Annotated in this window: 22 protein-coding genes; 16 read left to right on the top strand and 6 right to left on the bottom strand. The window is 35.5% G+C overall.

Translation table 11 applies throughout. The features are described 5' to 3' along the window. Window positions 1-62: 62 nt before the first annotated feature. Window positions 63-2,174 carry an EAL domain-containing protein gene (locus H0173_RS02860; protein WP_221844399.1) on the top strand — a complete coding sequence of 704 codons (2,112 nt, stop codon included), beginning with the start codon at window positions 63-65 and terminating at the stop codon, window positions 2,172-2,174. A gap of 37 nt (window positions 2,175-2,211) precedes the next feature. Here H0173_RS02860 and H0173_RS02855 read toward each other — a convergent pair whose 3' ends face one another. Then, complete coding sequence (locus H0173_RS02855) at window positions 2,212-3,078, bottom strand: metallophosphoesterase (RefSeq protein ID WP_221844398.1); 867 nt, start codon at window positions 3,076-3,078, stop codon at window positions 2,212-2,214. A 219-nt stretch (window positions 3,079-3,297) separates the two neighbouring features. Between H0173_RS02855 and fadH the strand changes: the two genes are divergently transcribed. The 4 genes from fadH to H0173_RS02835 all read left to right on the top strand — a co-directional run bounded on the left by fadH (window position 3,298) and on the right by H0173_RS02835 (window position 7,860). After that, a complete protein-coding gene (fadH, locus tag H0173_RS02850; protein ID WP_221844397.1) occupies window positions 3,298-4,062 on the top strand; it encodes a 2,4-dienoyl-CoA reductase in 765 nt (254 codons plus the stop codon). 175 nt (window positions 4,063-4,237) lie between these two features. Continuing rightward, complete coding sequence (gene aspA, locus H0173_RS02845) at window positions 4,238-5,653, top strand: aspartate ammonia-lyase (RefSeq protein WP_221844396.1); 1,416 nt, start codon at window positions 4,238-4,240, stop codon at window positions 5,651-5,653. 109 nt (window positions 5,654-5,762) lie between these two features. Further along, a complete protein-coding gene (locus tag H0173_RS02840; RefSeq protein ID WP_221844395.1) occupies window positions 5,763-6,980 on the top strand; it encodes an EAL domain-containing protein in 1,218 nt (405 codons plus the stop codon). Window positions 6,981-7,200: 220 nt separating this feature from the next. Next, window positions 7,201-7,860, top strand: coding sequence for a DUF3993 domain-containing protein (locus H0173_RS02835; protein ID WP_221844394.1), 660 nt, complete (start codon window positions 7,201-7,203; stop codon window positions 7,858-7,860). 3 nt (window positions 7,861-7,863) lie between these two features. Here H0173_RS02835 and H0173_RS02830 read toward each other — a convergent pair whose 3' ends face one another. After that, a complete protein-coding gene (locus tag H0173_RS02830) occupies window positions 7,864-8,103 on the bottom strand; it encodes a glutaredoxin family protein (RefSeq protein WP_221844393.1) in 240 nt (79 codons plus the stop codon). Between the two features lie 312 nt (window positions 8,104-8,415). On the opposite strand from H0173_RS02830, the gene H0173_RS02825 reads away from it, so the two are divergent. The 7 genes from H0173_RS02825 (at window position 8,416) to H0173_RS02795 (ending at window position 14,515) form a co-directional block, all read left to right on the top strand. Continuing rightward, entirely contained in the window at window positions 8,416-8,652 is a 237-nt protein-coding gene (locus H0173_RS02825) for a YkuJ family protein (protein ID WP_066289674.1), read from the top strand. Between the two features lie 338 nt (window positions 8,653-8,990). Next, window positions 8,991-9,437: a cyclic-di-AMP-binding protein CbpB gene (gene cbpB, locus H0173_RS02820; RefSeq protein WP_221844392.1), complete on the top strand. Its 447-nt coding sequence runs from the start codon at window positions 8,991-8,993 to the stop codon at window positions 9,435-9,437. Between the two features lie 90 nt (window positions 9,438-9,527). Next, on the top strand, window positions 9,528-11,030 hold the full coding sequence (locus H0173_RS02815; RefSeq protein WP_221844808.1) for an MDR family MFS transporter: 1,503 nt from the start codon (window positions 9,528-9,530) through the stop codon (window positions 11,028-11,030). 324 nt (window positions 11,031-11,354) lie between these two features. After that, complete coding sequence (locus tag H0173_RS02810) at window positions 11,355-12,257, top strand: transcriptional regulator CcpC (RefSeq protein ID WP_221844391.1); 903 nt, start codon at window positions 11,355-11,357, stop codon at window positions 12,255-12,257. Window positions 12,258-12,568: 311 nt separating this feature from the next. After that, window positions 12,569-13,117, top strand: coding sequence for a peroxiredoxin (locus H0173_RS02805; RefSeq protein WP_221844390.1), 549 nt, complete (start codon window positions 12,569-12,571; stop codon window positions 13,115-13,117). Between the two features lie 88 nt (window positions 13,118-13,205). After that, window positions 13,206-13,661: a TlpA family protein disulfide reductase gene (locus tag H0173_RS02800; protein WP_221844389.1), complete on the top strand. Its 456-nt coding sequence runs from the start codon at window positions 13,206-13,208 to the stop codon at window positions 13,659-13,661. 194 nt (window positions 13,662-13,855) lie between these two features. Continuing rightward, entirely contained in the window at window positions 13,856-14,515 is a 660-nt protein-coding gene (locus H0173_RS02795; RefSeq protein ID WP_221844388.1) for a potassium channel family protein, read from the top strand. A gap of 45 nt (window positions 14,516-14,560) precedes the next feature. On the opposite strand, the gene rnjA is transcribed toward H0173_RS02795, so the two are convergent. Continuing rightward, window positions 14,561-16,228 carry a ribonuclease J1 gene (gene rnjA, locus H0173_RS02790; RefSeq protein ID WP_221844387.1) on the bottom strand — a complete coding sequence of 556 codons (1,668 nt, stop codon included), beginning with the start codon at window positions 16,226-16,228 and terminating at the stop codon, window positions 14,561-14,563. Window positions 16,229-16,231: 3 nt separating this feature from the next. Next, complete coding sequence (locus H0173_RS02785; protein ID WP_221844386.1) at window positions 16,232-16,444, bottom strand: DNA-dependent RNA polymerase subunit epsilon; 213 nt, start codon at window positions 16,442-16,444, stop codon at window positions 16,232-16,234. Between the two features lie 517 nt (window positions 16,445-16,961). On the opposite strand from H0173_RS02785, the gene H0173_RS02780 reads away from it, so the two are divergent. Then, window positions 16,962-17,852 carry a DMT family transporter gene (locus H0173_RS02780; protein WP_221844385.1) on the top strand — a complete coding sequence of 297 codons (891 nt, stop codon included), beginning with the start codon at window positions 16,962-16,964 and terminating at the stop codon, window positions 17,850-17,852. Between the two features lie 26 nt (window positions 17,853-17,878). Beyond that, on the top strand, window positions 17,879-18,649 hold the full coding sequence (locus H0173_RS02775; RefSeq protein WP_221844384.1) for a Cof-type HAD-IIB family hydrolase: 771 nt from the start codon (window positions 17,879-17,881) through the stop codon (window positions 18,647-18,649). A 49-nt stretch (window positions 18,650-18,698) separates the two neighbouring features. Here the strand turns inward: H0173_RS02775 and def are convergent, their stop codons facing one another. Together def and H0173_RS02765 are read right to left on the bottom strand one after the other, a co-directional pair. Continuing rightward, window positions 18,699-19,253, bottom strand: a complete 555-nt coding sequence (gene def / locus H0173_RS02770; protein ID WP_221844383.1) for a peptide deformylase — start codon at window positions 19,251-19,253, stop codon at window positions 18,699-18,701. 164 nt (window positions 19,254-19,417) lie between these two features. Then, entirely contained in the window at window positions 19,418-19,570 is a 153-nt protein-coding gene (locus tag H0173_RS02765; RefSeq protein ID WP_221844382.1) for a YjcZ family sporulation protein, read from the bottom strand. A gap of 221 nt (window positions 19,571-19,791) precedes the next feature. Between H0173_RS02765 and H0173_RS02760 the strand changes: the two genes are divergently transcribed. Then, window positions 19,792-20,460: a YkyA family protein gene (locus H0173_RS02760; protein WP_221844381.1), complete on the top strand. Its 669-nt coding sequence runs from the start codon at window positions 19,792-19,794 to the stop codon at window positions 20,458-20,460. A 590-nt stretch (window positions 20,461-21,050) separates the two neighbouring features. Further along, window positions 21,051-22,313: a group II intron reverse transcriptase/maturase gene (ltrA, locus tag H0173_RS02755; RefSeq protein WP_221844380.1), complete on the top strand. Its 1,263-nt coding sequence runs from the start codon at window positions 21,051-21,053 to the stop codon at window positions 22,311-22,313. Window positions 22,314-22,778 lie beyond the last annotated feature (465 nt).

Here is a 22,778-nt window from a genome sequence, read left to right as displayed (position 1 = left end):
CTTCTGACATATACAAGTTTTTAGTTCAGGAAATGAACGGAAAAAGTATAAGGATGAATTAGATGGAAAATATTGAAGAATTATTAACTTCACAATTAAATAGCTTGAATATTACCAATAAAGTTGAGGGCATTATCCTGGACATTATTTTTCAACATATTAAGGATATGGTTTTTATAATGAAGGTAGAGCCAGGTCCGAAATTTACATATCTCTTTGCAAATAAACCAGGACTTGAGCATGCAAAACTACCTGCTAATTTTGTTGGAAAGTCATTAGAAGATGTGCTTCCTTTTAAAACGGCATTCTTGCTCCAGCAAGAATATTTAAGAATTCTTCGAGTGAAAAAAACAATTGGCTATTCTGATGAAGTCATTCTTTCTGATGGAAGCAAGATGAATGGAGAGTCGTATTTAACCCCGGTATTCGATGAACAAAACGAAGTTCGCTATGTTGTTTCAGTTACAAGGGATATTACAACTGCATTATTAGAAAAGCAGCGCCTAATAGAAAGTGAACAAAAGTATCGATCAATTGTAGACCATAACTTAGATGGTATATTAACGGTTAATTTATCAGGTATTATTTTGGAAGTTAACCCAGCTGGGAGTAAATTAACAGGATTGTCGGAAAAACAATTAAAAAATCGTTCAATTTTTGATTTAATACATGAAAAAGATGTGGAAGATATTAAAATGCACTTTCACAAAACAAAAAATGGCTATCCTATTGAAACGCTAGATTGCCGATTTGTTCATAGAAAAGGCTATTATTTAACAGTCCATTTTAAAACGGCGCCGGTTGTCGTCAATCATGAAATAGTAGGGATCTATGTCATAATTCGGGATATTTCTGAACAAGCCGAAAATGCAGAAACGATCAAATATATGGCTTTTCATGACCAATTGACAGGATTATATAATAGAAGAGCATTATTAGGAGATTTAGAGAATCATATTACAAGTTCAAAAAAGGCTGGAATCCAATTTGCTTTGCTTTCTATTGACTTAGATCGGTTCAAATATTTAAATGATACCCTCGGCCATATTTTAGGCGATGAAATATTAAAGAAAGTAGCCAATAGGCTGTCTGAATTTAAAAACTGTACGGTTTACAGACAGGGAGGGGATGAATTCATTATTCTCCTTCCAAATACAGATAGACAAAAAGCCAGCCGATTTGCTCAAAGTATTTTGTCTAAATTTTCTCGTTCATTTTATTTAAGTTCACAAGAATATTATATTACTCCAAGCATCGGCATCAGCATGTACCCTAATGATGGAAATAACGCAGAGACATTAATAAAAAATGCAGATGAAGCATTGTTTAGAGTAAAAGAAAAGGGGAAAGCCCATTATCAGTTTTATCGGACTGAAATGAATTCCATTCTAAAAAATGTTGTTGAAATGGAAACACATTTGCGTAAGGCGATTGAACGAAATGAGTTATTGCTTCATTATCAGCCTCAAATCGATTTAAAGACTAAAAAAGTTAATAGTTTTGAGGCATTACTAAGATGGAATAGTCAAACACTCGGATTTATTTCGCCGGGAGATTTTATTCCACTTGCAGAGGATACTGGATTAATCATCCCAATCGGAAATTGGGTGATTGATAATGCCTGTAAACAAATTAAAGACTGGTCACAAACCTTTAATCAGAATTTTACAATTGCGATTAACATTTCTCCGAAGCAGTTCCAGCAGCACAACTTACTGCGGATAATCCAAAAATCAATTGAAAAATATCGCATTAATCCAAAATTATTAGAGATTGAAATAACCGAAGGAGCTATGCAGGATACAAATGACACAGCCCCTATTTTATCAAGGTTAAAAGATCTTGGTGTTTCCATATCAGTTGATGACTTTGGAACTGGATATTCATCCTTAAACTACCTAAAGCAATTTCCGATTGATGTTCTGAAAATTGACCAATCATTTGTGAGAGATGTACTCACGAACGACAAGGATGCAGCCATTACGACGACTATTATTCATCTTGGGAGAAGTCTCGGTATGGAGGTAATTGCAGAAGGGGTTGAAAACGAAGAACAGGCTGTTTTTTTGTTAAATGCAAATTGTCACAAGGCACAAGGTTTTTTATACTCTAGGCCACTTCCACCAGAAGAAATTGAGAAGAAGTTTATAACTGAATATTGCTTAAGGAAATAAAAAAGGAAAAGCCGATGCTTTTCCTTTTTTTTATATCTTACTCAGATTTTAATGTAAAAATGGTTAATTCAGGCTTTGATAAGAAACGAAAAGGAAGTCGAGTAGTCCCTATACCTCGATTGACGTAGAGAGTCATGGGAGTATTTCCTACTGTATAAAAACCTTCATGATATTTTTCTGCAAACGGAGGCTTTACAAGAGCGCCTATAAATGGAATTTTAATTTGGCCACCATGACTATGACCACTTAGCTGAAATTGAATATTAAACTTTGAAGCCTGGTCAGCTAAATCAGGGGCATGGGATAAAAGAATTTTAAAGGAATTTTCGGGAACTCCCTCAAGTGCTTTGCTGATGTCTGGCTGTCCTAACATGGCATCATCAATACCAATGATATATATGCTGCTCCCATCAAGAAATTTTATTTGCTGATTTGCATTTTGCAACAACGTAAATTCAGCTTTTTCCATCATAGACCGATATATGTCCGACCCATATCCTCCATGATCATGATTACCATATATAGCGAATTTTCCAAATGGAGCTTTTAGGCTTTTAAGCATAGGAACAACTAAATTTCCTTTTTTATATTTATTAGGAGCATCCATTAGATCGCCTGTGAAGAAAATAATATCGGGTTTATAATTATTTATTTTTTGAATAAGTGACAGTAGTTGTGTTTCATCATATTGAAATCCAAGATGAGTATCACTGAATTGAACGATTTTGAAATGATGAAAACTTTTGGGGATGGAGTTGTTTTCGATTGAATATTTATTTATATCTAGCAGTCGAGGCTCTATATGTCCGGCATAATAATAACTTCCTCCACCCAAACCAGCCATTGTTAAAACTGAGCCGAATATTCTTTTTATAAAGGATCTTCTTGTTACTTTTTTCGGCATTTGGATAACCAACCAATCTAATTCATTTTCATAATTACATTAATTCCTTTTAATACTAACAAACTCTTTTCTTAAAAAGAAGTGAGAATGATGGATTTCCAGATTATTTAGGAGTTTAGCATCACTAGCTATGATTATATGATAAAAAGTGTTAGAAAATTCAATTAACTAATGATAAAATAAAGAATGAATGCTCATTCATTTTAAGGAGGGTTTACATTGAAGGATAAAGTTGTAATTGTAACTGGCGGATCAAGCGGTATGGGAAAATACATGGCGAAGCGTTTCGCCGAAGCTAATGCTTTTGTTGTTATCACTGGTAGAACATTAGATAAGCTGGAGGAAGCAAAGAAAGAAATAGAAACATTTCCTGGCCAGATTTTGACAGTTCAAATGGATGTTCGTGAAATAGAGCATGTAAAACATATGGTGAAAGAAACGATTCAAGCATTTGGAAAAGTTGATTATTTAGTTAATAATGCTGCTGGTAATTTTATTTGTCCGGCTGAAAATCTAAGTGCAAATGGATGGAATTCAGTTATTAACATTGTTTTAAATGGAACATTTTACTGCACAAGTGAAATAGGAAAGCATTGGATAGAGAATGGGATTAAAGGCAGCATTATAAATATGGTTGCTACATACGCATGGGACGCAGGAGCTGGTGTTATTCATTCTGCTGCAGCAAAAGCGGGTGTGTTATCGATGACAAGGACACTAGCTGTAGAATGGGGCAGAAAATATGGAATAAGAGTTAATGCAATTGCACCGGGTCCAATTGAACGGACAGGAGGAGCAGAAAGGCTGTGGGAATCTGAAGAGGCTGCAGTTAGAACAATTAATAGTGTGCCATTAGGCAGACTAGGAAAACCCGAGGAGATTGCCGAATTAGCCTATTTTTTACTTTCAGATCACGCATCTTATATTAACGGTGAATGCATTACAATGGATGGCGGACAATGGCTCAATCAATTTCCATTTTAATTTTATAACCAGCAAAGGCAGAAGAGACTGTCCTTGCTGGTTATTTTATTTTTAAGGACAAACAATTTTAAAAGGATAAAACTATTTATGGAAAACTTTTTAATTAGTAGTATACTATACCCGTGGGGAGCTCTGCTTCTCAAACATGAGAATCGGATGATTAGGAGATGTTACTGTGAATACATATCGTGTTGAAAAGGATTTTTTAGGTGAAAAGCATGTACCAGTTGAAGCATACTATGGTATACAAACTCTTCGTGCTGTAGAGAATTTTCCTATTACAGGATATAAATTAAATAAAGATTTTATTATTGCAATGGCCATTGTAAAAAAAGCAGCGGCACTTGCCAACTCTAGCATTGGCCGTTTATATAAAGGAAAAGCAGAAGCCATCTGTCAGGCAGCAGACGAAATCATTTCCGGTAAATTACATGATCAATTTATTGTAGACCCTATCCAAGGGGGAGCTGGAACTTCTATTAATATGAATACTAACGAAGTGATTGCAAACAGGGGATTGGAGATTCTCGGAAAAGAAAAAGGGGATTATTTCCACTTGAACCCAAATATTGATGTTAATATGGCTCAATCAACAAATGATGCGTTTCCAACGGCTATTCATCTTGCTGTATATAGTGCATTGGAAACTTTATTAACGACAATGAATGATATGAAAAATGCCTTTAATGAAAAGGCTATTGAATTTGATTCAGTGATTAAAATGGGGAGAACTCATTTGCAGGATGCTGTTCCTATTCGTCTTGGTCAAGAATTCAGAGCTTATACAAATGTTATTGAAAGAGATATAAAAAGGATTGAGAGATCAAAAGAAAACTTATTAGAAGTAAATATGGGGGCAACTGCCGTTGGAACGGGGTTAAATGCAGACCCGCTTTATATTGAGAAGGTAGTGCAGAATATTGCCGAAATATCTGGTATTCCTGTTGTTCCAGCCAGCAATCTTGTTGACGCTACACAAAATACAGATGCATACACAGAAGTATCAGCAACATTAAAAATTTGTATGGTAAATATGTCTAAGATCGCTAATGATCTTCGATTAATGGCATCAGGGCCAAGAGCAGGCTTATATGAGATTAATTTACCGTCACGTCAGCCTGGTTCATCTATTATGCCAGGAAAAGTGAATCCGGTAATGCCGGAAGTTATTAATCAAATTGCTTTCCAGGTTATCGGTAACGACACGACAATTTCTCTTGCTTCTGAAGCTGGACAATTTGAACTAAATGTAATGGAACCTGTGTTATTATTCAACTTGCTTCAATCTATTTCTATTATGAATAATGGTTTCCGTGTATTTACAGACTTCTGTGTATCAGGAATAACTGCAAATGTGGACCGTCTAAAAGAATACGTAGAAAAAAGTGTAGGCTTACTAACAGCTGTTAATCCGCATATCGGATATAATGTCGCTTCTGAAATTGCTAGAGAATCGATTATTAATGGTAAGTCAATTCGTGAATTATGTTTGTTATATGATGTGTTATCAGAAGAAGAGCTTGATTTAATTCTTGATCCGTATGAAATGACAAAGCCGGGAATTTCAGGAGCTTCTTTACTTGATAAGTAAGTTTTTCGCCAATATAATAAATCTAATTAAAAACAAAATACCGATATTTTTATCGGTATTTTGTTATTCAGTATGAAGAGTTTTAATAATTGATTTGGAGCGTATAAAAATGGATGCCCTGGAAATATTAACTAATTTAAATAATGTCTTTCCATATTTTCAGCCGATTTTTAGTGCGGATGAACACAGAGTTATTGGCTATGAAGTATTAGGAAGGTATAAAAATGGCGAAAAAATCGAAAGCTTGGGACCTATATTTCTTGATGAAAGCATCCCTGAAGAATATAGGCTGGAAATTGATCACACTGTTTTAAGGAAGGCACTTGAGAAGGCGCTTTCATTAGAAGAGGATGTTCTCTTATTTATTAATAAAGATGCAGATCTATTAATGTATGATGATGCTGAAACCTTTTTATCACTTCTTTTTGAATACAAGGAGAAAGGAATTCAACTAAACCGAATCGTTTTAGAGTCGACTGAACGAATTTATAAAGGTGATGTTGAGCATTTAGATCATTTACTAAATTATATTAGGACATATGGAATTAAAATTGCAATTGATAATATGGGAAATGAAAGAAGCCATTTAGACCGAATTGGTCAAATAGCACCTAATATTTTAAAGGTGGATTTAAATGAGCTTCGGTCAACAGCTTCTGCTCATGTTCTACATGATATCCTACTCTCTATTTCTTTATTAGCCCGAAAAATTGGAGCTACTCTGTTATTTAAAAATATTGAAATGGTTTATCAGCTTCAATTTGCCTGGAGAAATGGAGGAAGATATTATCAGGGCTATTATCTACACAAGCCTTCTGAAGAATTTGTAGACCGGAGTATTCAAAAGGACAAGCTTGGGGAAAAATGGCATGAGTTTATTGCGTATGAAAAGAAAAAGCTAGAGAAATTGTATAGCGTAACAGAGAAGTTTAATGAGCGCCTTAATCAATTTTTGCAGACGAAAAATCGTAAAATGCTTCAATATGAAGATTTAATTAAAGAGCTTTCATCATATTTAAATGATGTTGCTTTCAGGCTATATGTTTGTAATGAAGATGGAGTTCAGAAATCGGCAAATATTTTTAAAGCTGACAATAGTTGGTCACTTCAGCCTGAATATTTACATAAAAACTGGAGCTGGCGGCCGTATTTTTTTGAAAATATCATGAAAATGAGGAAAGAAAAGAAGGGCATTCTTTCGGATTTATATCGAGATATGGAAACCGGAGAAACCATTCGTACTTTCTCCTTTCCTCTTAACAATGTTGATTATATCTTTATAGATCTTTCCTATGACTTTCTATATGAACATGAGGGACTGCTATAAAAAAGACCTATTTAGGTCTTTTTTATTTATCCATTAATATTACTTAAAAATTTTTAATAGTTTTACTTCTCGTCAGCATTTTTTGTCAAAATACCGGGTATTTAGGTTATATACGCTTAATTCTGTCAGAAAGTGCAGTTATTTTACGAACAATAATATCTTTCTGACCCTTTGTTTGTTGATAAAATGAGAATTATTAAGAAAAGAAGGGGATGATGAAATGAAAAGGTTCTATCAAAAAATATTGCTAATAGTGGCAGCTCTAGCTTTTTCATACCCAACATTAACGAGAGCAGAAAATAATTTATCAGATCATGAAAAGGTTATTGCATTCTCTCAGTCAGCATTTCAAGCACAATTTTCGTTAAGTGAGAAATTCAGAACGATCGAAGAAATTGATAAAATTCTATCCCCATATTTCACGACTAGTGCAAAAAAACTTTTTTTAGAAGAAAATCTTATATCGGAGAATGGCCAATTTATTACATGCGGAACTGATTTTCCTATATATTATATACCATTTTTTACTTACTCAGATGAGACAAAGTCTGTATGGCAGCAAAACAAAATTTATTTGTTTGAATATTTCCCCAAGACAGATGAAGGTCCTGTTTCCTACGAGAGTCATTACGAAGGGGTGCTCCTTTCAAATGAAGAGGGAACTTGGAAAATAGCTGAATTTTTATATGATAATATCCCCTCGGAAATCGTAAATCAAAATGAGAAAGAACAGGACTCATCTGCATTGGCAATAAATAATGAAAACATGTATAGAGAAAAAATAGTTCAGTCTTCTCTTACTATAGGTTTATGCATGAGTCCCTTACAAACATTAATTAAATATGGATTTTGCACCTCAGGAAAGATCAAGTATCAATAGGTTTTATTCTGTAATATTTAGGATCTCCTTTAATTTCTCGATATTGAATCCTGTAATAATCTCTTCTCCAATCACAATAGTTGGTGTTGAGAATGATTTGTATTTATTAATTAAATCATTTCTTGCCTTTTGATCTTTTTTAATATCCTTTGCTGTAAAAGAAAAGCCATATTCAGTTAAGAATTTTTTTGTGATTTCGCATGGCGGGCAATCTGGCTGTGTGTAAATAATAATCTCTTTCAAAGCGTATCCCTCACTTTCAATATCTATATATTAGGGAAAACATCAGTGACTTTCAATATTTTTCACTTCAGATAAGCTGATTTGATTCTCGTATTATTGGCAGTATCCATTCCTTTTGAATCATTTTCCAGAAATAAAAATAGGGAAAATCAATATTTTTTTCTTGTACAATAGGGCGTTATTAATTTATGCTGTTAATATTGGTATGAAAGGTGTACGACCTGAATTTTCCGAATTTATTCAATAAGGATAGAAACATGCCAAAAGAGAAACCTAAATGTAACAGTTAAGGTTTTTGAAAGGAGAGGGAGCATGTCACAGCTTCAAGGGATATTAACTCGTTTAAAAAATTTACAGGAACAATCTACAGGCGGAGAACCAATGCAACGGTTTTTCGAGGTAAATGGCGAAAGAAAATGTCAGGTTACTTACCAGCCGAAAAGTGAAATGTTTGAGCTGGAAGTCTATAATGATAAGGAAAAACCAAAAAGATATCAATTTGATAATATTGATATGATCACGATTGAAATTTTTGACTTAATTCAATAAAAAAACAGAAAAAAGGGACCGGATTGGTTCCTTTTTTCTGTCATGGTTTGTTGCCATTTAGATCACCCTATATGATAGAGGTGAGAAAAGATGCTTCCTACAGTAAAGTGTCCGAAATGTTTAACAGAGACGGAGATAAGCTCGGTTCTTACAGCACAATCCAATCAGAATGTTATTTATACATGTATTCACTGCCAATATGAGGTTAAGGATATTCATACGAGCAAAGGTTGAAAAGGCATTAGTTGTTAATGGTACTTTATAGGAGCAACTAAACCAAAACTGTGTTAAACTAAAAATAGATAAATAATAATAATTTTTTTTGAGGAGTTTCGGCGATGATAAGTCTTCACAGCGGGGAATTTTTAGAAAAGAATATCCGTAACTTTATGATACCTTCAGAACGGGTAGCTCATGTTCAAATTGGCAATAATTTGGAACATGCACTTTTAGTATTAACAAAAAGCGGCTATACTGCTATTCCTGTGCTTGATCCGTATTATAAACTTCATGGCTTAATAAGTACCCCGTTAATTATGGACTCTATTCTAGGCCTTGAACGAATTGAATTTGAACAGTTAGAAAAAAAACGTGTCGAAGAAGTAATGAATCGAAAAATACCCAGATTAAATATTAATGCTTCTATTCGGGATTCAGTCGCCTTGCTAATTGACAATCCATTTTTGTGCATAGAAAATGAAGAAGGCTATTTTGAAGGAATATTTACTCGAAGAACAGTTTTAATTGAGCTGAACAAGCATATTCGTAAAGGTAATAAAAATTAGTGCTCCCAGCTTGGGAGCTTGTTTCTTTTATGCTATATTTTTTAATGATAATCAAGAGGGAGCTAAGGGGGAGAATGATTGGGACAGGTTATGGAGAAATCATTAATACATGAGAAAAAACAAACAAAGAGACCTTTAGTATTAGCTTCCGTCATGCTTGCCATGTTTATGGGAGCGATTGAAGCGACAATTGTATCGACAGCGATGCCAGCAATTGTTGGGGATTTAGGAGGATTTTCTTTATATAGCTGGGTGTTTTCTGCTTATTTGCTTATGAATACAGTAACAGTACTCATTTATGGAAAGCTTTCAGATTTATTTGGAAGAAAGCCGATCATAATTACCGGTATCATTATCTTTTTAATTGGTTCAATACTATGCGGATTTGCTGAAACGATGACGATGCTAATCATCTTTAGATTAATCCAAGGGTTTGGTGCTGGTGCGGTCATGCCCATTGCAACAACAATCGTTGGAGATATTTATACTAAGGAAGAAAGAGCTAAAATACAAGGATATCTTTCAAGTGTTTGGGGTATCTCTGCTGTTATGGGACCAGCTATTGGGGGACTATTAGTCGAATACGTTAGCTGGCACTATGTTTTCTGGATCAACATCCCATTGGGAATTATGGCCATTATCGGGATTGGAAAGTTCCTTCATGAAGACATTGAAAAGAAAAAGCCAGAGATTGATTATTTAGGTGCTGTCTTACTAACAGCAGCTATTTCGAGTTTAATGATTGTATTAGTTGAAGGAGGTACGAATTGGTCTTGGTCTTCTCCTAATACAATAGGTTTATTGACAGTAAGTATTGTTGCGTTTTTATTTTTTGTTCTTCAGGAAAGAAGAGCACCAGAGCCGATGATGCCTTTTAACATATGGAAGGTGCGCTCAATATTGATTGCAAATTTAGCTTCCTTAACGACTGGAGTAATACTAATAGGAATATCCAGTTTTCTACCGGCATTCGTTCAAGGCGTCATGGAGAGGTCTCCAATTGTTGCTGGGTTTACACTAACCACTATGTCAATAGGCTGGCCAATTGCATCATGGTCTGCCGGCCGTCTTTTGCTGAAAATTGGATTTAGAAGTACATCCATTCTCGGAGGTGTATCCCTTATCCTAGGAAGTATTGTATTTGCAACACTTTCTCCAGATGCGGGACCGCTTTGGGCTTCTTGCGGCTCTTTTCTTGTTGGAGTTGGGATGGGGTTAACATTAACAAGCTTTATAGTTTCGATCCAAAGTACAGTTAGCTGGAATCAACGGGGAATTGCTACTGCATCAAATATGTTCATGAGGAATTTAGGAAATACCATTGGGGCTGCGTTGCTTGGCGGAATATTAAACAATCGCATCATGTATTATTTCCATGAAAAAGGTCAAGCTACTAAAAATCTGACGGTTGATTCAACAAATATACTCTTGAAAGAAGAAGAAAGAAATAAGCTTGCTGGCGGAGTGAAAGCATTGCTGCAAGATGGATTAAGCTTTTCGTTGCAATCTGTGTATTACACTGTACTAATATTTGCAGTACTTAGCTTTATTCTTATTATTTTTCTACCAAAGAAAGACTCGGACTCTGCATAATATAGCAGAGTCTTTTTAGTTAGGTTCTTTTCTAAAAGATTATTGCCTTTTTACAATATTAAAAGCACAGAGTGGATTGAAGCGGAAGGCACTTGACTCCTGCGGGATGTAGAGGAAAGGTCGAGACCCCGCAGACGGTACAGCGAGAAGGCTCGACTTCCTCCCCGCGATCGCTGCGTGCCTGTAGCGGAAAGGAACAGTTCACTATCTTTTCTTAAAACAACTTTGTTTGAGAACACAGCTTTTTTTAAAAATATTATTTCTCTTAAAATGAAACTTTAAAGTTTTTAAGTTATAGTAAAAGAAAAAGAACGGAGTGAGTATATGTCATCACTATCTGAGTTTCACTTTCTTTCAGTCCTCGCTCAGGAAATGAATATGAGAAAGGCTGCAGAGAGATTATTCGTTTCTCAGCCAGCGTTATCTCAGCGTCTGCAGACGATTGAAAAAGAGTGGGGAGAAAAGCTATTTGTCCGTTCACAAAAGGGATTGTCCTTAACACCCGCAGGAGAGCTAGTAATTAAATTTATCAATGAGGTAATAGTTAAAGAAGAAAAGGTAAGAGAATCTATTCATGCTTTGAATGCTGAGGTACATGGAACCTTAAAGATAGCTGTAGCATCCATTGTAGGGCAAAACTGGCTTCCGCAGGTGTTAAAGAAATTTGTTACCCGCTATCCTCAAGCAAAGATTTCATTATTAACCGGCTGGAGCAGTGAAATCTTAAAATCTTTATATGAGGATCAAGTACATATTGGAATTATTCGCGGAACACCTGATTGGAAAGGAATCAAAATTCATCTATTCAAAGATCCGCTATATCTAGTTGATACAGAAATTACCTCTCCTGAACAAATTTTAAATACGGACAGACCATTTATTCAATTTAAAAGTGACTCTAATTATTTCCAGGAGATTCAAGACTGGTGGCTTAGAACTTTTAAAACAGCACCAAAAAGAACTATTGTCGTGGATCAAATAGAAACGTGCAAACAAATGACGTTTAACGGGATTGGATATGCGATATTGCCTGCAATCACTTTAGATGGAGCTGAAAAGAATATCTTTAAAGTTCCGCTATTAGATGAACATGATCTTCCATTAAAAAGGGATACTTGGCTGCTTGGTTATGAGTCTGCATTTCAGCTTAAGCAAGTACAGGCTTTCGTCGAATTAATAAAGGAATTTATTGAGGAAGAAGCCAATGAAGATAGAAGCAGCGAGTGATAGTGATAATATAAAAAGCATTTTATTTTATTATCACAAGTAACTTTGATAGACTTATTATTGGAATTATTAACTAAAAGAAAAGCTCTAAATATGTTGATTAAATAATAGAAAAAAGGGGCAAACCATGTAATGGGATTCATATCAAATCATGTAATTATATCTATTATAATTGATATTTAATTAAATTAATTACAATTTGATATTGACTTCAAAACGGTAATTGTCTATAATTGTAGTTGTGAATAAGAATATAAGTGAGAAATTATTTATCATTTTCTCATTTAATAAATTTGATGGAGGGATTACATATGCCAGAAAGAATGGTAGGAAAACAAGCGCCAAGATTTGAAATGGATGCAGTTTTACCAAACAAAGAATTTGGTAAAGTAAGTCTTGAAGAAAATATGAAAAACGATAAGTGGACAGTTCTTTTCTTTTACCCAATGGATTTCACATTTGTATGTCCAACTGAAATTACTGCACTATCAGACCGTTACGATGAGTTTGAAGATCTTGATGCAGAAGTAATCGGTGTTTCTACAGATACAATCCATACTCACTTAGCTTGGATTAATACTGACCGTAAGAACAACGGACTTGGAGATTTAAAATATCCGTTAGCTGCTGATACAAATCATGTAGTTTCTCGCGACTACGGTGTATTAATTGAAGAAGAAGGTATTGCCCTTCGCGGACTATACATTATCAGCCCAGAAGGCGAATTAATGTATTCAGTTGTTAACCACAACAACATTGGCCGTGACGTTGATGAAACTCTTCGTGTACTTCAAGCTCTTCAAACTGGCGGACTTTGCCCAGCTAACTGGAAACCAGGCCAAAAGACATTAAATGTATAATTAATAGAATTTTAATGAAAAGGCCTAACGATTGTTAGGTCTTTTCTTGAAATAGGTTTGAATTTTTTATCTACTAAGGGGGATAAATATGAAATTACGGGAACAAATGCCTGAATTAACTGGTGCAACAGAATGGCTAAATGGTGAAGTAACAAAGGAACAGCTTGTTGGTGAAAAGCCTACTTTAATTCACTTTTGGTCTGTTAGCTGCCACCTTTGTAAAGAAGCTATGCCACAAGTAAATAAATTTCGCGACGACTATAAAGACCAATTAAATGTTGTTGCTGTTCATATGCCTCGATCCGAGGATGATCTAGATATTGAATTAATTAAAAAAGTAGCAGCAGAGCATGAAATTACACAGCCTATTTATGTTGACAGTGAGCATAAGTTAAATGAAGCATTTGAAAATCAATATGTTCCAGCTTATTATGTGTTTGATAAAGATGGGAGCCTTCGCCATTTCCAAGCAGGCGGAAGCGGAATGAAAATGCTTGAAAAACGTGTTAACAGAGTTTTAGATGAAATGAATAAAGCTGAATAATCCTATGAACAGACCAAGCGGATGCTTGGTTTTTTTTGTTCTAGGGGATCTTGTAATGGTCATGATTGTGAAGGAATAATGTAAATGAAATAACTTGACTAATTTTGATAGGTGATAATACAATTGAAGAATTACTGGAATGAGTATAATACGTAATGATCTAATTATTGTTTCAGAGCTTGGAGGAATGATTTGTGAAAAAGGAATTTGCTGTGATTGGGCTAGGACGTTTTGGTGGAAGTATTTGCCGTGCTTTGGCAGAAGAAGGCATGGAGGTCATGGCAATAGATGTGGATGAAGATCGAGTAAATGAATTTTCTATGATCGCTTCTCATGCGGTTGTAGGAGATACAACTGACGAATCAGTTATTAAAAGCCTCGGCATCAGAAACTTTGATCATGTCATCGTAGCGATTGGTGATAATATACAAGCTAGTATATTAACAACCTTAATTTTAAAAGAGGTTGGCGTAAATAAAATCACAGTTAAAGCCCAAAATGATTACCACGAAAAAGTATTAAGAAAGATTGGCGCAGATCATGTTGTCCATCCAGAGCGTGACATGGGGCGCCGTATAGCTCATAATATTGTATCTAATAATGTTCTTGATTATTTAGAGCTTTCCGATGAACATAGCATTGTTGAAATTGTTGCGAATGATAAGCTAAGCGGACATACATTGATTGATTTAGATATCCGTGCGAAATATGGGATCAATATTGTTGCTATTAAGAGAAAAAATGACATTATTGTTTCTCCTTTAGCCCATGAGGTTATCCAATTAAACGATATTTTAATTGTAATTGGAGCGGATGTTGATATTAATCGTTTTGAAAAAAAGGTAATGGGCTAAAACAAAAAGGGTGTAATTCTTATGTGAATTACACCCTTTTTCAAATTATACTTCCATAATAATCGGTAAAATCATCGGACGGCGTTTTGTTTTTTCATATAGGAACGGAGCAAGTGTATCAGTGATTTCATTTTTAATTTCAGACCATTGAGTTGTTTTGCGCTCCATCACTTTGTTTAAATGCTTAGTGATTAATGCTTGGGCATCATTAATTAAATCACCAGACTCTCTCATATAAACAAAGCCTCGAGAAATTAAATCTGGTCCTGCAGCAATTTTGAAATCTTTCATATTAATGCTAACCACCACAACTACTAAGCCTTCCTCTGACAGGATACGGCGGTCTCTTAATACGATATTTCCGATATCACCAATTCCGTTTCCGTCGATATAAACGGAGCCAGAAGGAATCTTACCTGCAATTTGAGCAGTATCTTCACTTAAGGCAAGTACCTCTCCATTATCCATAATGAAGCAATTTTCTTCCTTCACACCACAATCTACAGCAAGTTTTGAATGCATTTTTTGCATTCTATATTCACCGTGAATTGGCATAAAGAATTTTGGCTTCATTAATCTTAGCATAAGTTTCTGTTCTTCTTGCCCACCATGGCCAGAAGTATGAATATCACTCAGCTTACCATGTATAACATCTGCTCCAGCACGAGAAAGCATATCGATTGTTCTGCTTACACTAATAGTATTGCCCGGGATCGGCGATGAAGAGAAAACGACCGTGTCCCCAGGATTAATTTGGATTTGTCGGTGCGTTCCATTTGCAATCCGCGATAATGCTGCCATAGGTTCACCCTGGCTGCCAGTACATAAAATTGTAACTTGATTAGATGGCAAGCGATTAATTTGCTGGGCATCAATAAACGTATCCTTTGGAGCCTGAATATAGCCTAACTCCTGCCCAATATTAATGGCTGCTTCCATACTCCGGCCAAAAACAGCAATCTTTCTGCCATTTAAAACGGCAGCTTCTGTTACTTGTTGAAGGCGGTGGATATTTGATGCGAAAGTAGCAAAAATTACTCTGCCTTCTACTTTGCGGAAGATATCATGAATACTTTCACCAACGCGTCTTTCTGACATGGTGAAATCAGGGATCTCACTATTTGTACTATCTGAAAGCAGACAAAGCACTCCTTCTTTGCCGATTTCAGCCATTTTTGTCAAGTTAGCCGGTTCTCCAACTGGAGTAAAATCAAACTTAAAATCACCCGTATGAACAATTTGTCCAGGTGGTGTTTTTACGACAATACCATATGAATCGGGGATACTATGGGTTGTCCGAAAAAATGTAACAGATGTTTTTCTGAATTTGATTACATCTTCTTCTTTTATTTCGTGCATTTTTGTTTGTCTTAATAATCCGTGCTCTTCTAATTTATTTCTAAGTAAGCCTAGCGCAAGCTTTCCTCCATATATGGGGATATTAACTTCTCTCAATAAATAAGGGATTCCGCCAATATGGTCTTCATGTCCGTGCGTAATAAAAAGACCTTTAATTTTATCTTCATTTTTAACTAAATACGAATAATCTGGTATTACATAATCGATTCCCAGCAACTCATCCTCAGGAAATTTAATTCCAGCATCAATTAAGATTATCTCATCCTGGAATTGAACAGCATACGTATTTTTCCCTATTTCGCCTAGTCCGCCAAGGGCGAAAACAGCTGTTTGATCATTTTTTACAAATTTCATAATTTATCCTATCTCCAATACGTTAAAATCTTCACTTTGCTTTTCGAATTCTAAAAAATTTCCTTCCACTGCAGTGATAAATTCAATATTATATGGTTTATCTGCTAGTTTAAGCCGAATATCTCTTTCGGATTCTCCTTCAACATAAATTGTTTGTGTTTTTTCACGAACAGGTACCTCTTTTTTAGACTCTTGATAAAAAACTTTAAAAATCATTATGATCTCTCCTTCATCCGAATAACTTTTTCTATTATATATAAAATTAACATGATTTTCATGTTTTTTCTTATTTAATCGTATATTGCTTTATGTAAATGGTACTTTTAAGTGAAAGATACCACATTACGATAAGGAAGGAGCCCTTCGGAAAATTGAAGGGCTCAAAAGGTAATTTTAAGCAATAGTTTTTTTTCGAAGCATGTCTCTCCACTGTTTTAAAAGCTTTTTACGCAGCTTCTTTAACATTGTGGATCATCTCCTTACTATCTATTTTAAACAATCCTTGTCCAAAGTAAAGCTATGATGTATGGGATTAACAAGATTTACGTTTTTATTTTTATTATATGATTAAAATAGCTTATCTCTCATGGATAATTTTGGATTATTAGAATGGTTGTGAAAAAGATTTCCCTATTATCATAAGCGTTCATTGACATTTTTTGAAAATGGGTTTAGTGTTTTATTACGCAAATCGAAATTTTTAAAAAAGAGAGTTAGATAAAGGGTGTGGATTATGGGGAAGCTATACAGTGCATTAGTGATTTTAAGCATTATTTGGGGAACATCTTTTTTATTTATAAAAATTTTACTCGAAGATATGGGACCGGCAGGAGTCGTTTTTGGGAGATGTATTTTCGGCTTTTTAACATTAGCGATTTTTACACTTATAAAGCGTGAGAAAATATTTAGTAAAGATCTTCCGTTGTCAAAGCTTATTTTAGTAGGATTCTTAAACAATGCGTTACCATGGATTCTCATTTCTGCTGGGCAAACAAAAATTTCATCAAGTTTAGCTTCCATTATTAACGCGACTACTCCAATCATGACACTAATTATCGGCTCTATTTTTTTCTCAACGGCGTTAAGGAAAAATCAATGGATTGGCATTGGCTTAGGTTTTATAGGTATATTGATCATATCAGACCTAAATTCCGGAGATTTATCTGGCCACCTTTCAGGAATCCTGTGTTTATTAGGTGCCACCATTTGTTATGGTACAGGTACACAGCTTACAAAAAAATATTTGGGTCAAGTAACGACATTACATATCTCATTATTTACAATGCTTTCAGCTGCTATTATTAGTTTTATTATTATGCTCATTACAACACCTGAGTCATTAGCAGCATTTACAAAATGGCATGTTATTTTTTCACTTCTTGGCTTAGGATCATTAGGGTCAGGTATAGCATACCTACTGTATTATTATCTAATTAAAGAAGGAAGTCCGGAGTTTGCCTCATTGGTTACTTATATTGTACCGGGATCAGCTATTATGTGGGGAGCTTTCATTTTAGGAGAAAGTATTCATTTCACTATGATAATTGGGTTAATTGTGATTTTCATTGGTGTATACATTACTTCGATGAAAGTGAAGCAGAAAGAAAAAAAGGCTGCAGCTTAAGATAAGAAGAAAGGGAAGAGTTATTTTTGAAGAAAATTGTATTCTTTGATATTGATGGAACACTATTAGATAGTAATAAACAACTGCCGCATTCAACGAAAAAAGCGTTAGAAGTTCTCAAGGAAAATGGTGTATTTGTAGCCATAGCAACAGGGCGTGCTCCATTCATGTTTGAACAACAGCGAAAAGAACTTGATATTGATTCTTATGTATGCTTTAACGGACAATACGTAGTGTTTGAAAATGAGGTTATTTATAAAAATAGCTTGCCAATGGATGAGGTAGAACACTTAGTTCATTACTCTTCTCAGAAAAATCATGCACTAGTATTTTTAAACGAAACTGAAATGAAATCAACAGAGTTGGATAATAAAATGATTGCTGAAAGCATCGGAAGCTTGAAATTTCCATATCCCGAACTAGATATCAGCTTTTATAAAGAAAAGGAAATTTATCAGGCTTTAGTTTTTGCAGAAGAAACCGCAGATGAAGCTTATAAAAGGGATTTTCCTAACTTCCATTTCGTACGCTGGCATCAATTTTCAACAGATGTTTTGCCTGCAGGCGGGTCTAAGGCAGAAGGAATCAAACTAATGATAGAACGGCTCGGAATAGACATTGAAGATGTATACGCTTTTGGTGATGGATTAAATGATATTGAAATGCTAAAGGCTGTTGGAACGGGTATAGCAATGGGAAATGCGCTGGAGGAAGTGAAATTGGCGGCAGATGTAATAACTGCTTCCGTTAACGACAATGGTATTTGGGAAGGATTAAAGAAATTATCATTAATTTAAATAGGATTATAAAGAAGACTGAACCGTTTATATAGGTTCAGTCTTCCTATTATCTTTCGATTGGTATGGCACCCTCAATTACCTTAAACGGATCATCCTTATTAATATGATCATAGAACATAACCCCGTTCAAATGATCAATTTCATGCTGGAAGACAATAGCAAGCATTCCCTTTAGCCTTAGTTTTACCTCATTGCCTTCTAGGCATGTACCCTGCACAGTTATTCTGGCATACCTTGGTACATAACCAGGGATATTTTCATCTACTGATAGGCAGCCTTCTCCTGCTGTTAAATAGGCAAGCTCAACCGAATGGCTCTTAATTTTTGGGTTAAATAGAGCATAACTATGTAAAACCCCTTTTTCATCCTTTACATATACAGCAATCATTTTTTTAGAAATATTTATTTGTGGGGCAGCCAAACCAATACCTGCTCGAAGTCCATATTTGTTGGCAATTTCCGGATCTTGGCTGTTAATTACATATTCCAAAAGGCTTTTTAATATTTCTTTATCCTCTTCACTTGGTGGCATAGATACTTCTTCTGCGACTTTTCTTAATGTCGGATGTCCATCGCGGATAATATCTTTCATTGTTAACACGTCAATCACTCCTGTAGATAAAATCAATCAGCAAGTAGTTAAACAATTAAAACAGTACGGTTTAATTGTAAACGAACCATTCAGCTTTTGATATTAGTCTATCAAAGAGTATGTAAAATGTTAATAAAAGAGAAGGTGCATTTTTGCACCTTCTCTCAAAAATATTATCTCCAGCAGGAACAGCCAACGATAATAAGAAGAATAAACAATACAACAATCAGCGCGAAGCCTCTTCCAAATCCTACACCGCCAACAAAACCTGGATAGCCGCAACCGCATCCATATCCACCGTAACCGTATGCGCCATAACCGATCATGAAGGATAACCTCCCTAAGAATTGATTATCGTCCCTAATCCTTTATCTATAGGACGATTAATATAGCCTATGTATAATTGTTTTCGGTGGTGAAGGCTATAGCCTAAGTCATAAATGAAAAGTGAATAGAATATGTTGTTAATAGACAAGCTGATAGATTATTGTCAAACATCATAACAGCGGTTATAGTTAAATTGTTCCAAATTAAGGAGGTTTATGACGTGCCGGTCTTTTTTAGAAGTCTTCTATTAATATTTTGTCTTAGTATATTTACTATCATTTCTGGATGTGTGAGTAGTACCACTCCTGTAGAAAAAGTGTATGAAGTTTTGGAAAACGTAGTGGCAGCAGAAAAAGTATTTGAAGAACAGCAAGACCCACTCGTTGATTTAGAGAAAAAAGAAAAAGTAGTCTATGAAAAAATTATTTCTCTTGGTTTAAAAGAATATGATGAAATTTCCAGGCTGTCAGATGAAGCTACGCAAATTGTTGACCAAAGAAAAGCACATATGCAGAAAGAAGAAGAAAGTATTAAAGCGTCTGAAAATGAATTTAAAACAATAGAGCCGTTAATTGAAGAAATTGATGATCCGGCACTTAAGGAAATGTCTCAAAAATTATATAATATTATGATGGAGAGATATTCCATTCATGAGGAATTATTCGAGAACTATGCAGCAGCTATTGAACTTGATAAAGGACTTTATGCGATGTTTAAGCAAAAGGATCTTCAATTAACTCAATTGGAAGAGCAAATTACAAAAATTAATGCTGCATACGGAAAAATCATTGAAGCCAATAAAAAATTTAATGAGAAGACTAAACAATACAATGAGTTAAAGTTATCGTTCTATAATGAATCTGAACTTGACGTTAAAATAGATGACTAAAGAGCTAAGGTAGCATTCAGTGAATGCTGCCTTTTTTGTGTGCGCCCAGCATGGGCGTAGTCTATAGGGTGCGAGTCCCGAACTGTGAAGGCAGAAGTAACAGTTAGCTTAACGCAAGGGTGTCCACGGTGACGTGGAATCTGAAGGAAGCGAGCGGCAAACCTCCGGTCTGAGGAACACGAACTTCATATAAGGCTATATACAATTGGGTGAGTTTGCACAACAAAACAAAGCCCTTTCTGCCGAAGGTTGTATGTAGTAAATGAAGCAGATAGGTGGAGGGAAAGACTACGCTCTTACCTGGGGAGGTCTGATTGATAAGCCAAGTACACTTGGTAACTTATCCAGTGATGGATAGCTGAACAATCAGAAGTCAGCAGATGCCATAGTACCATTCGAACTCGAGAAGAATGGGAAGGGCTGAACAATTAGGAGAGAACAACATCTTGGCATTCAGTTACCTGCAAGAAACACAGATAACCGACAAGGCATGCTTGATGGAGGAAATGGTGAATCCCATGGGGGACTTCAAGATGGTGGAGCAGAACTGGCATAAGAAGAATCGTTGTTCACGGAAAGAGGCGTAACAAGTGTTGATGGAACGAATACTGTCACGTGAAAACCTAACCTCCGCCCTGAAAAGGGTGGAACGGAATAAAGGAAGCCATGGTGTAGATGGTATGCCCGTACAAAACCTGCGAGCGCATATTAAGAAGCACTGGGAATCCATGAGAATGGAGCTTCTTGAAGGAACCTATGAACCGCAACCAGTCCGCAGGGTTGAAATCCCAAAACCTGACGGCGGTGTGCGTCTATTAGGTATTCCTACCGTTATAGATCGCTTCATTCAACAGGCTATCGCCCAAGTCTTAACCACTATATATGACCCGATGTTCTCAGACCATAGTTATGGATTTCGACCAAATCGAAGTGCACATGATGCAGTTAGGAAAGCAAAAGGTTATATACAGGAAGGTTATCGTTGGGTGGTTGATATCGACTTGGAGAAATTCTTCGACAGAGTAAACCATGACAAACTGATGGGGTCGCTAGCGAAACGAATCGAAGATAAACGCCTGCTTAAGTTAATCCGTAAATACCTGAAATCGGGAATCATGATAAATGGCATTACGACAACCAGTGAAGAGGGAACTCCGCAAGGAGGACCTCTCAGTCCTCTACTCTCTAACATTGTCCTTGATGAACTTGATAAAGAGTTGGAGAAAAGAGGTCATAAATTTGTCCGATACGCCGACGATGCCAATATCTATGTGAGAACGAAGAAAGCAGGAAATCGGGTCATGGGCTCCGTGACCAAATTTATTGAAGGTAAGCTTAAGCTAAAAGTCAATCTGAATAAATCTGCCGTAGACCGTCCGTGGAAAAGAAAGTTTCTTGGATTTAGTTTTACCTTTCATAAAGAACCTAAAGTTCGAATTGCCAAAGAAAGCGTGAAACGAATGAAGAATAGAATCCGAGAGATTACTTCAAGGAAGAAACCTTATCCCATGGAATATCGGATAGAGAAACTAAACCAATATCTGATGGGTTGGTGTGGCTACTTCACCCTGGCGGATACGCCAAGCGCGTTCAGGGATTTTGACTCATGGATCAGAAGAAGGCTCCGAGTGTGTCAGTGGAAGAATTGGAAGAATCCAAGTACAAAGGTGAGGAACCTCATTAGACTTGGCGTTCCGAAAGGAAAGGCTTATGAATGGGGAAATTCACGGAAGAGTTATTGGAGAATCTCCAAAAGTCCGATACTACATAGAACCCTTGGAAACTCCTACTGGAATTCCCAAGGGCTTAAAAGTCTGATATCTCGTTACGAAACTTTGCGTCATCAATCTTAGTTGAACCGCCGTATACCGAACGGTACGTACGGTGGTGGGAGAGGTCGGGAGTTAATCACTCCCTCCTACTCGATTGTAATGACCTTATAGAAATAATAATTAAATACAAATTCATAAAATGTGTTATAACACATCTTGTATTGTTTCATTTTTTTATAGAACAGATTTGTTTATCATTATAATACAGCATATTAATATAGAAAATAAATAAAAAGCATGAAAACGTTTTAAAAACTTATAATCAGGTAGTTGACGTAAGAATAAAGCTGATTTAAACTTAAAACGATCATTAGAAATGTGTATCAATATTGTTGCAAATTTAATTGATACAGAATAAGATAGAATATGAGTTAACATCTAAAGACGTTATATAACTGAGATAATGGAAAACATATACCGCATTTTAATACATTTGGCTATCATTTATTTAAAAATTTCGTGACGTTTTATTGAAATACACTTCTT

This window comes from Bacillus sp. S/N-304-OC-R1, assembly GCF_019749375.1.
GTDB lineage: Bacteria > Bacillota > Bacilli > Bacillales > Cytobacillaceae > Cytobacillus.
The sequence above is the reverse complement of the archived record's forward strand: the minus strand, read 5'-3'. Positions and strand labels throughout refer to the sequence as shown.